We start from the raw sequence: 15,289 nt of genomic DNA on the forward strand, positions 1-15,289 counted from the left end.
GTCATGACCGAAAAGAAAATCACTGTCGGAATTATCCAACAACAAAATACCGGCGACATCGCCGACAACAAAAAAAGGCTGAAACAACATATCGAACAATGCGCTGCAAAAGGTGCACGGCTCGTAGTCCTGCAAGAGCTACATAACAGCCTCTATTTCTGTCAAATAGAATCGACCGATAATTTCGATTTGGCAGAATCCATACCGGGAGAATCGACCGAATTTTACAGTCGTATCGCCGGTGAGCTGCACATCGTCTTGGTAACCTCTCTTTTCGAACGACGCGCAGCCGGATTATACCACAACACAGCAGTCGTGTTCGACACCGATGGTTCTATCGCCGGAAAGTATCGTAAAATGCACATACCGGACGACCCGGCCTATTACGAAAAATTCTATTTCACCCCCGGCGATTTGGGATTCACCCCCATAAAAACCTCCATCGGTACACTGGGGGTATTGGTATGTTGGGATCAATGGTATCCCGAAGCAGCCCGCCTCATGGCACTGCAAGGAGCCGACATGCTCATCTACCCTACGGCCATCGGCTGGGAAAGCTCCGACACCCCCCAAGAACAAAAGCGACAACAAGACGCGTGGATTATTTCCCAACGAGGACACGCCGTCGCCAACGGACTACCTGTTGTAGCTGTCAACCGTGTGGGACATGAACCCGATCCCTCTGGACAAACCAACGGCATACAATTTTGGGGACACAGTTTCGTCTGTGGTCCGCAAGGCGAAATACTGGCCGCCGCTCCCGACGACAGCGAATGGTGTGAAGTCGTGGAAATAGATTTAACCCGCTCCGAAAACGTTCGGCGCTGGTGGCCGTTCTTGCGAGACCGCCGTATCGACTCGTACAACGATATATTGCGAAGATTCATCGACTAACCGTATCTCGAAAAACAAAAGCACGGAATATCTTCACCCGATTCCCCGATGTACCGAACCTTCGTTATAAAATAATAAAAAAGGACATAAATCTCCGCAAAACAGCTATTTTTGTAAATTATTAGCGTCAAGATATGGACACGAAAAAAAATATCACGGACAAACAACTGGCATTGGACAAGCGTTATATACGAATGGCGCAAATCTGGGCTGAAAACTCTTACTGCCAGCGTCGTAAAGTCGGAGCTTTAATTGTAAAAGACAAGATGATAATTTCCGACGGATACAACGGTACACCTGCCGGATTCGAAAACTGCTGCGAAGACGAAAACGGCCACACATTTCCTTTCGTTTTGCATGCCGAGGCAAATGCCATCACCAAAGTCGCTCGCAGCAACAACAGCAGCGACGGAGCGACTCTATACGTGACGTCCTCGCCTTGTATCGAATGTTCCAAGTTGATTATACAAGCAGGTATCAGTCGTGTCGTATTCTCGGAGTACTACCGGCTCCAAGACGGTATCGAACTTCTGCAAAAAGCCGGCATACAAGTGGATTTCATTGATCCGCAAGCCGATGAATCTATAAAGTAAAAAGCTAAACTATCCTATTAAATATGAATAACGAAAAAGCTCGTTTCGTCTGGGTCCCGTTACTAATAGCCGTGGCTATCGCCGGGGGAATTTTAATCGGACGATTTTTCTCTGCCGAAACCTCTTTCGGCAAAACGGCAAGGTATGACAAAATCGAAAGTTTGTTGCAATGCATCGAGCAACAATACGTCGACACGGTAAACAGGAACGATCTCATAGAAAATGTCGTGCCCAAAGTCATAGGAGAGTTAGATCCCCACTCTGCCTACATTCCGGCAAAAGATTTGGAAAGCGTCAATGAAGAGTTAGAAGGCTCGTTTAGTGGAATCGGGATACAATTCAATATACTGAACGACACCATCAACGTTGTCAGCGTCATTTCCGGCGGCCCCTCCGAAAAAGTAGGAATACTGGCCGGAGACCGTATCATCTCGGTCAACGATTCTGCTTTCGTTGGTAAAAACATCAGCAACGAAAAAGTCATGAAAAATTTGCGGGGACCTAAGGGAACGACCGTGAAACTCGAAATCTTACGCAAAACAGCGAAAAATCCGCTCATTTATGAAGTAACGCGCGGAGATATTCCCGTCAACAGCGTTGATGCGGCTTATATGCTCGACGACAAATCGGGATATATAAAAATCAGCAAATTCGGCAAAACCACTTATGACGAATTTATTACAGCCCTCTCCAAACTACACAATCAAGGAGCCGAAAACTTCATTATCGACTTGCGTGGCAATAGCGGAGGATTGATGGACGCCGCAATCAATATGGCGAATGAATTCCTTCCTGCCAACCGATTAATAGTCTATGCCGAAGGAAAAGCATTCGAACGGGAAGACGCCGTTTCGAACGGCACGGGAACATTCCAAAAAGAACAAGTCGTAGTTCTCACGGACGAATGGTCCGCGTCGGCCAGTGAAATATTCGCAGGAGCCATACAAGACAACGACAGAGGTTTGATAATTGGGCGCCGAACATTCGGCAAGGGATTGGTACAACAACAAATCCCCTTCCGTGACGGATCGGCCATTCGACTGACGGTAGCTCGTTACTATACACCTTCCGGCCGTTGTATCCAAAAAGAATATCAATTAGGGAAATCCGAAGATTATAGCATGGATATCGTAAACAGATATATGCACGGTGAATTTTTCAATGCCGACAGTATCAAACAGAACAAAGAGTTGGTGTTCCACACGGTCAACGGGCGTGAAGTATACGGCGGAGGCGGAATTATGCCCGACATATTCGTTCCACGAGACACGACGGGAGTCACCTCCTACTTCAACAACGTAGCCAACGAAGGACTGCTCTATCAATACGCATTCGACTACACGGATAAATACCGCGACAAATTGTCAACAGCAAAAGATGTCGAATCCCTATTGAGTATACTTGAACCCAACACTCTCTTAAACAGTTTCGTTCAATACGCCGCCCAAAAAGGAATACGCCCCCGTCCCGTTTACATCAATATTTCAAGGAAATTGATCGTAAACACGTTACAAGCATACATAGCCCGGAACATATTGGGAGAAGAAGCATTTTACAAACTGCTGCTACGAGATGACGAAACCTTGCGAAAGGCTCGGGATATAGTGAATAAAGGCGAAGGATATCCCGAATTGCCGGCAGAAAATCAAGTTCCTCGATGAGCGAAAAACGACAACTGCGGCAACAGGTCAAACAGTTGAAACAGACTATCTCCTCGGAACAGCGAGTAGCTTTATCACAAAATATATGTTCAGCAATAGAAAAGCTACCCGGTTTCGAAACAGTCTCGCGCATACTGCTTTATCACGCCTTGCCCGATGAGGTCGATACCGGTTTAATGTTATCCAGATGGAGCAAAAAAAAGCAACTGTACCTACCCATAGTGAACGGCGACAATCTCATCGTCAGCCCCTACGATCCTCGGTTCCTTAAACAAGGGGCTTTCGGTATTTGGGAGCCGGGTGACACCCGTGAAACCGATCCCGGTTCGATAGACTGGATAATCGTACCCGGAGTAGCGTTCGACAAAAAGCTGAATCGATTGGGACGAGGAAAAGGATATTACGACAAACTGCTCGTCCAGACCTCCGCCACAAAAATTGGAATCTGCTATGGACTGCAACTGTTCGACGAAATACCGGCAGAGCCCCACGACATAAAAATGGACTTTATAATTACCGAAAACAATATCATTCATAGAAAGGACGAATTATGGCACTAATAAACGCCGAGACAAAGCTTTGCGACGTTATCTTGCACGAACCCTCCGTCATACCGGTTATCAATCGATTCGGTATTATTCTGGGGGTCGGCGACAAAAGCATACGTACCGTATGCGAAGAAAAAAATCTAGACTGCGAGTTTTTCGTGACCATACTCAACACCTTTATCAACGAAGACTATTTCCCGGAAAACAGGCTCAAATCATTTTGCGCTACACAAATAGTAAACTACCTCACCCAAACGAATGCCTACTATGAACAATTCCAGATACCCAATATAGAACGACATTTCAATTTCTTGATAAACCAAAGCGACAGCGAGAACAACAATCTCGAACTTATGAAGCAATTCTTCGACGAACTGAAAAAAGAATTGTTGTCGCGCATAGAAAATGACAAGAATTGCTGGTTTCCCTCTATCAAAGTCGCTGCCGAAACCCTGCACGGGGAATATTACGGAGAAAAATTTCAACCCGATACAGAAGAAAACGATTCTTTGGAAGAAAAATTAGACGATCTTAAAAGCCTGTTTGTTATTCATCTAAAAGGCGAATACGATCTCAATCTTTGCCACGGTGTCATATTCGCAATATACAGCCTCGAAAAAGATATCAAACAACACAACCGGATAAGAAACAGAATACTCCGTCCCATTGCCGACGGTATGTTGGAAGCCTGCCGAAACAAAAGTTTCAAGTAATCGAAGTCCATGCGTATCGCCATCGTTACACCATACACGTTACTTAACTTAGGATTGAAGCATTTACTACAAAAATACTTCGACACCACTCCTATATTATACAACGAGATTTCCGAGTTTTTCGATAACGCGCCCGAACAATTCGATGCCTATATTCTTTTTGCCGATACAATCATCGGATACAGCGATTTTTTCCTCCCTCGCAAAAGCAAAATCATACTCCTCGCCTCCGATGGGTCTCATCTGCCCGAAACGTCAATGACTTCGTTAGACATACACGAAAGCGAAGAATCTCTGCTCGAAAAAATACAACAGTTCATCGAGCATTTAGACAAACAATCCGAAATCCTGCCTCACGAATTATCGCCTCGGGAAACCGAAGTATTGAGGCTGGTAGCCAAAGGGCTCATGAATAAAGAAATAGCCGATCGCCTGAATATAAGTATAAACACAGTACTCAGCCATCGAAAAAATCTAACGGCCAAATTAGGTATCAAGACCGTATCGGGGCTTAGCTTCTATGCAATGATGAACGGTTATATATCGGATATAGACGATAAATAACACCATACAATTTTTTGAATATAATTATTTTTATCGTTTTTCGATAAAAATATACTGTTTTTCTTGTTCATTCGGAAAATATTCTATTTCTTTGTCCTGACAATATAGAATATGACGTATATGTTTTACGACAAACGAACACAGAGAAAAATACAATTATTGAATTTGCTAATCGCATTACTCATTCTCATTCCCATACTTCTCGATTTCTCCAAAGGATTTATGATGGGACTCAACTCCTCTGTCATCGGATTCCAAAATGGGCTGGAAGAATCGACTTTTCAGATTTGCACGGTCAAACCGGACTCATTGCAATTAAACCACATAGGAACGATCCCAAGTCTCAATCTCTCGTCCGACAATATTCTCTACCTTCCGGCATCGACTACACCCGTAGCACTGAGCATAAGTTCCGTAATACTGACTGGGCTTTCTTTCATCGCCCTTATTTGTATGATTATTAAATTAGTGCAACTGATAAAATCGGTTGCCTCAGATGGACTTATGAACCGTAGAAACATCAAACGATTGAGATTACTCTCCTATTTCATGATTACATTCTACCTCGTTAGCTATATAGATTCCTTTATCACCACGAGCTATTATCGTTCGCACCTCTCGTTGGGAGACAATCAAATTTGCTATCCCGAATTGAGCGCTTCGGTCACTATTGCATTTATTTTGCTGTTACTAGCCGAAATTTTGAATATAGCCTATAAACAACGCGAAGAATTAGACCTCACTATATAAATAACGACCATGCCTATTATTGTCAATCTCGATGTAATGATGGCGAAACGAAAAATTTCGCTTAATGAACTTTCGGGCAAAATAGATATCACTCCGGCCAATCTCTCTATCTTAAAGACAGGGAAAGCCAAAGCTATACGTTTCTCCACTCTCGAAGCTATTTGCAAAGAACTGAATTGCCAACCGGGAGATATCCTAGAATACCAAGACGAAGAAAATACAATATAACTCACTTTAAATCAAACAAAAATGAATCTGAAAATGGTAAAATCGGGATTAGTGCTTGCCTGTGTAGCCCTTGCCCAATGGGTATCGGCACAACAAGCTCCTCAGATGGAAGCATTGCCCATCGATCCCAACGTACGCTACGGAGTCCTCGATAATGGTCTCACCTATTATGTACGTCACAACGAAACGCCGAAGAATCGTGCAGAATTCCACATTGCACAAAAGGTAGGTTCAATTCTCGAAAACGAAGACCAACGCGGATTGGCCCACTTCCTCGAACACATGGCATTCAACGGGACAGAACATTTTCCCGGTAAAAACATGTTAAACTACCTCGAAAACAAAGGTATCAAATTCGGTGTAGACATCAATGCCTATACCGGATTCGATGAAACCGTGTATCGTATATCCAATGTCCCCACTCAAAATCAAAATTTAGTAGACTCCTGTCTACTCGTTCTGTACGATTGGGCCTGTGCCATCTCTCTGAATGACAAAGACATCGACGAAGAACGCGGAGTTATCCATGAAGAGTGGAGAACTCGCGCCGATGCCAATTGGCGTACATGGGAAGTCACGGTTCCTGTCATGTTTGCCGGTAGCCAATATGCCAACCGTATGCCCATCGGAACAATGGAAGTTGTCATGAATTTCCCCTATCAGGCACTACGCGACTACTATCACAAATGGTATCGCCCCGACCAACAAGGCATTATCGTTATCGGTGACTTCGATGCCGACAAAATGGAAGCTCAGATCAAAGAACTGTTCGGTAAAATCAAAATGCCCGAAAACGCGGCAGAACGTATCTACTACACCGTACCCGATAACAAAGAGCCCATCTTTGCATTCCACAAAGACAAAGAAGCCACATACACCCGGGTGGATATCTATATGAAACACGACCCCATGCCCCGCGAAATGAGAGGAACTATCAACGGGGCCATCAATGACTATATGGGACAAGTTGTCGGTATCATGTTTAACGACCGCATCTCCGAAATCACTCAAAAACCGGATGCTCCCTTCATTGCCGGAGCGATTTTCGACGGAGATTTCTTCGTTTCCAAAACCAAAGATGCATTTACTCTTATCGCTTTGGGTAAAGACAATGGAGCGATCGATGCCATAAAAGGTATTATGCTCGAAGCAGAACGTATCGACCGTTTCGGATTCACAGCTTCCGAATACGACCGTGCCCGGGCTACATTGCTTTCTCGGTATGAAAACATGTACAAAGAACGCAACAATCACAAAAACATCGACTACGCCGAAGAATACATCAGACACTTCATCGACGGCGGATATATTCCGGGTATCGAAATGGAATACAACCTGCTCAAACAAATATCTCCGGCCATTACGGTAGATATGGTAAACCAATACATCAAAACGCTTATTAGCGAAGACAATATGGTAATTTCACTGACCGGTCCCGATAAAGAAGGAGTATCCTATCCCGACAAAGACCAAGTTCTTGCCGCTATCAAAGAAGTCGAAGCAGAAGAAATTACTCCCTATGTCGACAATGTATCCAACGAACCGCTCATTTCCGACGAACCGGTTGCGGGTAAAATTGTAAAAAGTGCTGCCGGAAAGAAATTTGGAACAACCGAATGGACCCTTTCCAACGGAGTGAAAGTTATCCTCAAACCGACAGACTTCAAGAGCGATGAAATCTCTATGCAAGCCGTAAGCAAAGGAGGACTTTCCCTTTATGATTACACAGATCGTGCTTTGGTTAAAAATCTGAAAGCCGTCAATGAAATCGTTGAATTGAGCGGACTCGGGAAATACGGAAGAACAGACTTGATGAAAGCATTAGCCGGTAAAACCGTATCTACCTATTTTTCTTTGGGAGAACCTATGGAAATGATCAATGCCTCCTGCGCGACCAAAGACCTCGAAACCATGATGCAATTGGTATACCTCACCTTTACCGACATACATCGTGACGAAGATGCCTTCGCCGCATGGAAAGAGCAAATGAAAGCGGTACTGACAAACTATGCGAACGATCCTCAGTTCATTTTCAGCGATTCGCTTTCAGCAACGCTCTACAATCATAACATAATGCGGGAACCCTTGAAAGCCGAAGATATCGACCTGATTAACTACGACCGCATTCTCGAAATTGCAAAAGAGCGCACAGCCAATGCAGCCGATTATACCTTCATCTTCGTGGGTAATTTCGATATCGACTCTCTGAAACCGGTTGTTGAAAAGTACATCGCTTCGCTGCCTGCAAACAAGAATAGAGACAAAGTCGGTAAAATATCCACCATACAACCGGGTCTTATCGACAACAACTTCACGTTGCCCATGCAAACGGCTAAATCCACTGTGTACGCCGTCTATTCGGGAAAACAAAAATACGACTTGCGCAGTAACATTATGTTCAGTATGCTCGACCAAATCATGGACATCGTATATACCGAAACTATCCGTGAAGAAGAAGGCGGAACCTACGGCGTAGGGACATCGTCTAATTTATCGCCCGTCAACAACTCATGGTTGTTCCTATTTGGATTCGATACCAACCCGCAAGACGAAAAACGTTTGACAGAACGGGCTCACGCCGAACTAAACAAAGTTGTTACCGAAGGCCCTCGTGAAAAAGACTTCAACAAAGTAAAAGAGTATATGCTTAAACAACATGCTCAAAACCTTCGCGAAAACTCCTATTGGATGAACATTATCAAATCCGATGTTCTCGGTTACGGCGACAACAATACCGATTACGAAAACATTGTTAACGGCATTACGCTCGACGATATGAAGAAATTCACAAAGAAACTCTTCAACGGTAAAAACATCATCGAAGTAACGATGACCGGAGTTGTCGAAGACGAAACGAAATAAAAACGAGAATGTCAAAACTAAAATGACCGTTCCGAAAAATTGCAGCTTGTAACTGCTAAACCTAAAAAGGAAGAGCCGTATCATTACTCCAAACAGAGTTTGATACGGCTCTTTCTTTGATAAAATTGGTTTGTGATACCCTCTTCTCACCTTTACACTCGAATTTTAATCTAGCCACTCCCCTTATGTTTCCGCAAGAATAGCATTGCGGGGTATCGCACTTAAAATCAAAGCAAGGCAAAAAGTGAAATACTTCTCAACCTCCCCCCTGCCGTGTCTCGTAGCATTGCGGGAAGTTGTGGTAACAATAGGGGGAAAAGGGCGAGGGGATTAGAATACAAGCAAAAGCACAAACCCCAATTCCGCCTTTATCGGGCGGCGAAGTCGCAAGGGAGACGGAAGAAAAAGGGCGAGGACTGTTTAAGCGGAGGGTTACTATCACCCTCCTCCCTGCCGTGTCCCGTAGTATTACGGGGTGTTTTGCAACGCAAAATATAGGGGAGGTGTCCGAAGGACGGAGGGGTTAAATCGAAATTGTTGAATCTTCGACAAGCAAAGGAATATGGAAGAGAAACCGAAAAATCTATCGTTTCTTCGGAGAGAGTTTGTTAAAAAGAAATTTATGGCTAAACCTTATAGCTACCCGATTGGCTTCCGAAATAAAAAAAGCCTCTGTATTCAGAGGCTTTTTTTATTTACGATCGATTTTCTATCTGAATCTCAATTCCCCGAAATAATCGGGACGGTGAAAATCGGGCTTTTCGATAGGTATCGGCGACCAGCTCAAATAATGAGGCAAAGACGATCCATCGGCACATTTATAGAAATTAGCAGAGAGACTCTCCGGCAACTGCCCGCCGTCAAGCCCTATAAGTTCAAAAGGTATGGCGACCAATAAATTCCACGAGAAAAGCCCCTCCATCTCACAAAACGGTTTATTACCGACCGACGAATAACGTTTGATTTTAGCCATTTTATCGGCTGAGAAGTGCTCGGCATCTTCCCGCCCGGTGCGACGGGCAGCCAAAGCCGTTCCTATACAGTTAAACTCGAAATTATAATAATACTTCTCACCCGGTATCTGCACGAAAAACTCTACGCAGCTATCCTCCCAGACAGGAGAATTATCGGTACTGTTCACAGCCCGCAAATAATTGCCCTTTACAAAATAATTGATGTAGAGACACTCCTTATCACGAGCTATATAAAAAGAGGTAATAGGCTTATACGGAAACTCGTTCGGCCAATCGACGCAATCTATCGCCTGCCGCACACCCTGTGCCTCCAAAATCTCGGAAACCTGCGACAAAGGTTTGTCGCACAATCCGGCAACAAATGGAACTTCAATAACTTTTTTCATGATGTTTATAAATTATACAAAAAATAATCTTTTATTCCCCAAACAAATCCCACAATAGACATAATAATGATGATAATCCCGATTCCCCTATTTATTAACCAAATACTACGCACATTAAAACGGGCACGAACCTTATTGATGACGTAAGTTATCAGGAACCACCAACTGACAGCTCCTAACAAAATAGACAGATAACCCACCACATGATGCCCCAATTGTGATTCGGGCAAGAAAAAATTAAACCGGGCAAATAGGCCTATATAAAGAAATAATATCAGAGGATTGGAAAAAGTCAATAAAAACGCCGTAATGAAATCCTGCGTAAACGTATTGATGGAAGAATTGGCTTTACGAATATTCTTGGCCGGATTCTGGCGATACAGATACAACCCGAACCCCACCAAAACCAAACTGCCCAAAATCTGCAAAATATTTTGATTAGCCTCTATAAAATCGATGACGATAGACATGCCTAAGCCCGTAAGCAATGCATATATCAAATCGGATAATGCAGCACCCAATCCTGTCACGAAGCCCGACCATCGCCCTTTATTCAACGTACGCTGTATACACAATATCCCTATCGGTCCCATCGGCGCCGACACCAATATGCCTATGGCTAAGCCTCGAATTATAGTATATAGCGTTAAGTCCATAAAGTCTAAAAACTACCTTATTCTATTGAAATACGGTATAAATCACAAAATAGTATGACATTGACACAAAATAAATTTCATTTTTGCTCCTGTAAAACAAAAGCTCACCTCTATTGTCCGTCAAAAACGGCATAAGAAAAAGGCAAACCCCTATTTTCTTGAAGATGCCTATGCACAACCTATTCTCGATTCGTGAAGCAAAGATAGTGAAAGGTGAGCGCAGAGACAAACGGAAATCGCATTTCCGACTTGGCTATGCCGAACCGCATCCTATTTTCGCATACTGTGCAAAGATAATGAAAGGTGAACACAGAACAAAATTTATTTTAGTTCTGTTGAACAGCCGCCTATCTTATTTTATCGAACATAGGCAAGGTTGGACACAGCAAAAAGGCATACATCAACCACAACGCAAAAATGCCCCTATATTCGACCGTACCAAATACAGAGAAAAGACTCGTCCTCCTCTTCCCTCATTTGAGAGTCTCGTTGAGTCACCCCCTCCCCTATACTCGAAAAATCGAACATCAAGGAATAATATCCAAAAATTAGGAACTGTTTTGTCCTATTTTTTTTGAGTGGACGAGGGTTTTTCCTTAATTTTGCAACGAAAATAAATACGTTTTCTTTGTCTCGATTTTTCAGTCGGGAAAAAGAAAAACAGACATGCCACTAAAAAACAAGACACAATGGTCATTTTTTTCAAAACCTCCGTTCAAAACATTATTGCAGTTCAGGCCGATCACAGCTTTTCGGCAGATGAGACTAAAAAATTATCGTGGCTTTTCGACAATGCCGAGCTTCTCCCTGCTTCAACGTTGAAGGGCTGGTTTATCGGGCCCCGTAAAGAGATGATTACCCCGTGGAGCACCAATGCCGTAGAGATTACTCAAAACATGGGACTCACCGGTATCTCTCGCATCGAGGAATTTTTCCCTGTAACAGACGGTTCTGCCGAATTCGACAAAATGCTACAACGGTTGTACAACGGTATCGACGGTAAAATTTTCGACATCGACAAACAACCCGATCCCATTGTGTACATCGACGATCTTGCCGCATATAACGAACAGGAAGGTCTGGCCCTCAGCCCCGACGAAATAAACTATCTGAACGACCTAAGTAAAAAAATCGGACGGAAACTAACCGACAGCGAAGTTTTCGGATTCTCGCAAGTCAATTCCGAGCACTGCCGTCATAAAATTTTCAACGGTGTCTTCATCATCGACGGTCAAGAAAAAGAAAGTTCTCTTTTTAAATTGATAAAAAAGACCTCGGAATATAATCCCAATCGGTTGGTTTCGGCATACAAAGACAACGTGGCTTTCAATGCCGGACCTACCGTCGAGCAATTCGCTCCGATAAATCCCCAACAACCCGACTTCTTCGAAATAAAAGATATCAAAACAGTCATCTCGTTAAAAGCCGAGACACACAATTTCCCCACGACCGTGGAGCCTTTCAACGGAGCTGCCACCGGTACGGGAGGAGAAATACGCGACCGGCTCGGTGGCGGACGTGCCAGCCTACCTATTGCCGGAACGGCAGTTTATATGACGGCCTATCCTCGTACGGAAGAAGGACGGGAATGGGAAGAAGATTCCATGCAACCTCGTCCGTGGCTTTATCAAACGCCCGAACAAATATTGATTAAGGCCTCTAACGGAGCTTCTGATTTCGGAAACAAATTCGGACAACCCCTCATCTGCGGCTCCCTACTCACATTCGAGCACGCCGAGAACGGTAAAAAATTTGCTTTCGACAAAGTCATTATGCTCGCCGGCGGTGTAGGATTCGCCAACATGCGCGACGCACTTAAAGGCACGCCCGTAGCCGGGGAAAAAGTAGTGGTAATGGGTGGTGACAACTATCGTATCGGTATGGGTGGAGGAGCAGTCTCATCGGTAGAAACCGGACAATACGACAATGCCATCGAGCTGAACGCCGTACAACGAGCCAATCCTGAAATGCAAAAACGAGTATCCAACGTCATTCGGGCGATGTCCGAAGCCGAGGAAAATCCCATCGTCTCGATTCACGACCACGGAGCCGGAGGCCATTTGAACGCACTTTCCGAGTTGGTAGAAGAAACTGGCGGATTGATTCACATGGATCAACTGCCCGTCGGCGACCCCACCCTATCGGCCAAAGAAATCGTAGGTAACGAAAGTCAGGAACGTATGGGTATCGTCATTCGGGAAGAAGACATCGAGCACATTCGTCAAATCGCCGACCGCGAACGGGCTCCGTTCTATGTAGTTGGCGAAACCACAGGCGACCATCGCTTCGTATTCGAACAGACCGATGGTGTTAAGCCCATCGACTTAGCGATGGAAGACATGTTCGGGAAAGCCCCCCGTACCGTCATGACAGACAGAACAGTCGAAGAAACCTACGAAGACGTAACATACGATCAAACGCAACTCGACGAATACGTGGAACGTGTGCTCCAACTCGAAGCAGTCGCTTGTAAAGACTGGCTCACCAACAAAGTGGACCGTTCCGTTACCGGAAAAATTGCCCGCCAACAATGTCAGGGAGAGATACAACTCCCATTGAGCGACTGCGGAGTAGTTGCCCTCGACTATCGAGGACGCGCCGGTATCGCCACCTCTATCGGCCATGCGCCGCAAGCGGCATTGGTCGATCCCGCCGCAGGATCTGTTCTCTCCATCGCCGAAGCCCTCACCAATATCGTTTGGGCTCCGCTCTCCGAAGGTTTAGACAGCGTTTCGCTTAGTGCCAACTGGATGTGGCCCTGCAAAAACGAAGGCGAAGATGCCCGCCTATATCGGGCAGTCGAAGCATGCAGCGATTTTGCCTGCTCGCTCAGAATCAATATCCCCACCGGAAAAGACAGTCTGTCCATGACTCAGAAATACGGAAAGGACAAAGTCTATTCGCCCGGTACGGTCATCATCTCGGCAGGAGCCGAAGTCTCGGATATACGTAAAGTCGTATCTCCCGTCCTCCGCACGGGAGTCAACAGTACGATCTACTACATCGATTTCTCGTTCGACAAGCTCAAATTAGGAGGCTCGGCGTTCGCCCAATCGCTCGACAAAATAGGTAAAGAAGTTCCCACTGTACAAGACAGCGAATACTTTGCCAACGCGTTCAATGCCGTCCAAGAATTAATTAACAAAGAGTTGATTCTGGCAGGGCACGATATCTCCGCCGGCGGTATGATAACCACGATGCTCGAAATGAATTTTGCCAATACCGAAGGCGGTTTGGAAGTTTCGTTGGACGAAATCCCCGAAAAAGACCTTGTTAAGATATTGTTCAGCGAAAACCCGGGTATCTTGATTCAAGTAGAAAAAACCGACGAAGTCGAAAAGATATTGAAAAAAGCCGGCGTAGCGTTTATCCGTCTGGCTCGTCCCTGTGACGAACGCCATCTGCTCATACACAAGGACGGAGCCGATTATCAATTCTTCATCGATCATTTGCGCGACGTATGGTTCGAGTCGTCCTATCTGCTCGACCGCAAACAAAGCGGAGAAAAAGCAGCCAAAGACCGCTTCCTCAACTACAAGGAACAACCGCTGCAATTCCGTTTCCCCGATTCGTTCACGGGAACGCTCGCCCAATACGGTATCTCGGCCGACCGTCGCACACGCTCCGGTGTGAAAGCAGCCATCATTCGTGAGAAGGGCGTTAATGGAGATAGAGAAATGGCCTATTCGCTCTATTTGGCGGGATTCGATGTGAAAGATGTGCATATGACCGACCTCATCAGTGGCCGCGAAACGCTCGACGATATCAACATGATTGTATACTGCGGTGGATTCTCTAATTCCGATGTACTCGGTTCGGCAAAAGGCTGGGCAGGAGGATTCCTTTGGAACGAGAAAGCCAAAGCTGCACTCGACCGTTTCTATAACCGCCCCGACACCCTGAGTCTCGGTATTTGCAACGGCTGCCAGCTCATGGTAGAATTGGGACTGCTCACCCCCGACCACGAACAAAAGCCCAAAATGCGACACAACGATTCGCACAAATTCGAATCTCAGTTCATCGGATTGACAATTCCCGAAAACAACTCTGTCATGTTCGGCTCGTTATCGGGCTCGAAACTCGGTATATGGGTTGCCCACGGAGAAGGTAAATTCGAGTTGCCTTACGCCAAAGAACGATACAATATCGTAGCCCAATACACCTACGATGCTTATCCGGCAAATCCCAACGGATCGCCTTACGGGATAGCCGGTATCGCTTCGGCCGACGGCCGCCATTTGGCCATGATGCCCCACCTCGAACGAGCCATATTCCCCTGGCAGTGCGGACATTATCCTGCCGACAGAAAAACCGACGAGATTACCCCGTGGATCGAAGCTTTTGTCAATGCTCGCAAATGGGTTGAACAGCACACCAAATAAAAAGTATATTCCGCAGGGCGGGAGGGAAACAATGTCCCTCTCGCTCTGTTCGTTTAATCAAATAATAATCAACACGAC

General features: G+C 45.2%; 12 protein-coding genes. 10 read left to right on the plus strand and 2 right to left on the minus strand.

Going from position 1 to position 15,289, the window contains the following annotated elements; genetic code table 11:
• Window positions 1-3 precede the first annotated feature (3 nt).
• From QVD32_RS04300 to QVD32_RS04340, 9 genes are all read left to right on the plus strand, one after another.
• A complete protein-coding gene (locus QVD32_RS04300) occupies window positions 4-894 on the plus strand; it encodes a carbon-nitrogen hydrolase (RefSeq protein ID WP_021892446.1) in 891 nt (296 codons plus the stop codon).
• Window positions 895-1,028: 134 nt separating this feature from the next.
• Window positions 1,029-1,487 (plus strand): deoxycytidylate deaminase, encoded by a 459-nt coding sequence (locus tag QVD32_RS04305; RefSeq protein WP_021892445.1) that lies wholly within the window; start codon window positions 1,029-1,031, stop codon window positions 1,485-1,487.
• 23 nt (window positions 1,488-1,510) lie between these two features.
• Window positions 1,511-3,148: a S41 family peptidase gene (locus QVD32_RS04310; RefSeq protein ID WP_021892444.1), complete on the plus strand. Its 1,638-nt coding sequence runs from the start codon at window positions 1,511-1,513 to the stop codon at window positions 3,146-3,148.
• Window positions 3,145-3,708, plus strand: a complete 564-nt coding sequence (locus QVD32_RS04315) for a 5-formyltetrahydrofolate cyclo-ligase (RefSeq protein WP_021892443.1) — start codon at window positions 3,145-3,147, stop codon at window positions 3,706-3,708. The genes QVD32_RS04310 and QVD32_RS04315 overlap by 4 nt, the downstream gene beginning before the upstream one ends.
• Window positions 3,699-4,409, plus strand: coding sequence for a hypothetical protein (locus tag QVD32_RS04320; protein ID WP_008862233.1), 711 nt, complete (start codon window positions 3,699-3,701; stop codon window positions 4,407-4,409). The genes QVD32_RS04315 and QVD32_RS04320 overlap by 10 nt, the downstream gene beginning before the upstream one ends.
• 9 nt (window positions 4,410-4,418) lie before the next feature.
• Window positions 4,419-4,973 carry a LuxR C-terminal-related transcriptional regulator gene (locus tag QVD32_RS04325; protein WP_021892442.1) on the plus strand — a complete coding sequence of 185 codons (555 nt, stop codon included), beginning with the start codon at window positions 4,419-4,421 and terminating at the stop codon, window positions 4,971-4,973.
• Between the two features lie 111 nt (window positions 4,974-5,084).
• Window positions 5,085-5,723: a DUF2975 domain-containing protein gene (locus QVD32_RS04330; RefSeq protein WP_040296053.1), complete on the plus strand. Its 639-nt coding sequence runs from the start codon at window positions 5,085-5,087 to the stop codon at window positions 5,721-5,723.
• Window positions 5,724-5,732: 9 nt separating this feature from the next.
• On the plus strand, window positions 5,733-5,951 hold the full coding sequence (locus QVD32_RS04335; RefSeq protein ID WP_008862236.1) for a helix-turn-helix domain-containing protein: 219 nt from the start codon (window positions 5,733-5,735) through the stop codon (window positions 5,949-5,951).
• A gap of 21 nt (window positions 5,952-5,972) precedes the next feature.
• Complete coding sequence (locus QVD32_RS04340; protein WP_118687124.1) at window positions 5,973-8,813, plus strand: M16 family metallopeptidase; 2,841 nt, start codon at window positions 5,973-5,975, stop codon at window positions 8,811-8,813.
• Window positions 8,814-9,522: 709 nt separating this feature from the next.
• Here QVD32_RS04340 and QVD32_RS04345 read toward each other — a convergent pair.
• Together QVD32_RS04345 and QVD32_RS04350 are read right to left on the minus strand one after the other, a co-directional pair.
• Window positions 9,523-10,173, minus strand: a complete 651-nt coding sequence (locus QVD32_RS04345; RefSeq protein WP_008862238.1) for a carbohydrate-binding family 9-like protein — start codon at window positions 10,171-10,173, stop codon at window positions 9,523-9,525.
• A 5-nt stretch (window positions 10,174-10,178) separates the two neighbouring features.
• Window positions 10,179-10,829: a LysE family translocator gene (locus QVD32_RS04350; protein WP_008862239.1), complete on the minus strand. Its 651-nt coding sequence runs from the start codon at window positions 10,827-10,829 to the stop codon at window positions 10,179-10,181.
• Between the two features lie 617 nt (window positions 10,830-11,446).
• On the opposite strand from QVD32_RS04350, the gene purL reads away from it, so the two are divergent.
• Window positions 11,447-15,211 carry a phosphoribosylformylglycinamidine synthase gene (gene purL, locus QVD32_RS04355; protein ID WP_271696353.1) on the plus strand — a complete coding sequence of 1,255 codons (3,765 nt, stop codon included), beginning with the start codon at window positions 11,447-11,449 and terminating at the stop codon, window positions 15,209-15,211.
• Window positions 15,212-15,289: the final 78 nt, after the last annotated feature.

The sequence above is a fragment of the Barnesiella sp. genome (genome assembly GCF_022723415.1).
GTDB lineage: Bacteria > Bacteroidota > Bacteroidia > Bacteroidales > Barnesiellaceae > Barnesiella > Barnesiella intestinihominis.

Coding starts and splice junctions, on each gene's coding strand:
- QVD32_RS04300 (WP_021892446.1), top strand. CDS start 4: ATGACCGAAAAGAAAATCACTGTCGGAATTATCCAACAACAAAATACC.
- QVD32_RS04305 (WP_021892445.1), top strand. CDS start 1,029: ATGGACACGAAAAAAAATATCACGGACAAACAACTGGCATTGGACAAG.
- QVD32_RS04310 (WP_021892444.1), top strand. CDS start 1,511: ATGAATAACGAAAAAGCTCGTTTCGTCTGGGTCCCGTTACTAATAGCC.
- QVD32_RS04315 (WP_021892443.1), top strand. CDS start 3,145: ATGAGCGAAAAACGACAACTGCGGCAACAGGTCAAACAGTTGAAACAG.
- QVD32_RS04320 (WP_008862233.1), top strand. CDS start 3,699: ATGGCACTAATAAACGCCGAGACAAAGCTTTGCGACGTTATCTTGCAC.
- QVD32_RS04325 (WP_021892442.1), top strand. CDS start 4,419: ATGCGTATCGCCATCGTTACACCATACACGTTACTTAACTTAGGATTG.
- QVD32_RS04330 (WP_040296053.1), top strand. CDS start 5,085: ATGACGTATATGTTTTACGACAAACGAACACAGAGAAAAATACAATTA.
- QVD32_RS04335 (WP_008862236.1), top strand. CDS start 5,733: ATGCCTATTATTGTCAATCTCGATGTAATGATGGCGAAACGAAAAATT.
- QVD32_RS04340 (WP_118687124.1), top strand. CDS start 5,973: ATGAATCTGAAAATGGTAAAATCGGGATTAGTGCTTGCCTGTGTAGCC.
- QVD32_RS04345 (WP_008862238.1), bottom strand. CDS start 10,173: ATGAAAAAAGTTATTGAAGTTCCATTTGTTGCCGGATTGTGCGACAAA.
- QVD32_RS04350 (WP_008862239.1), bottom strand. CDS start 10,829: ATGGACTTAACGCTATATACTATAATTCGAGGCTTAGCCATAGGCATA.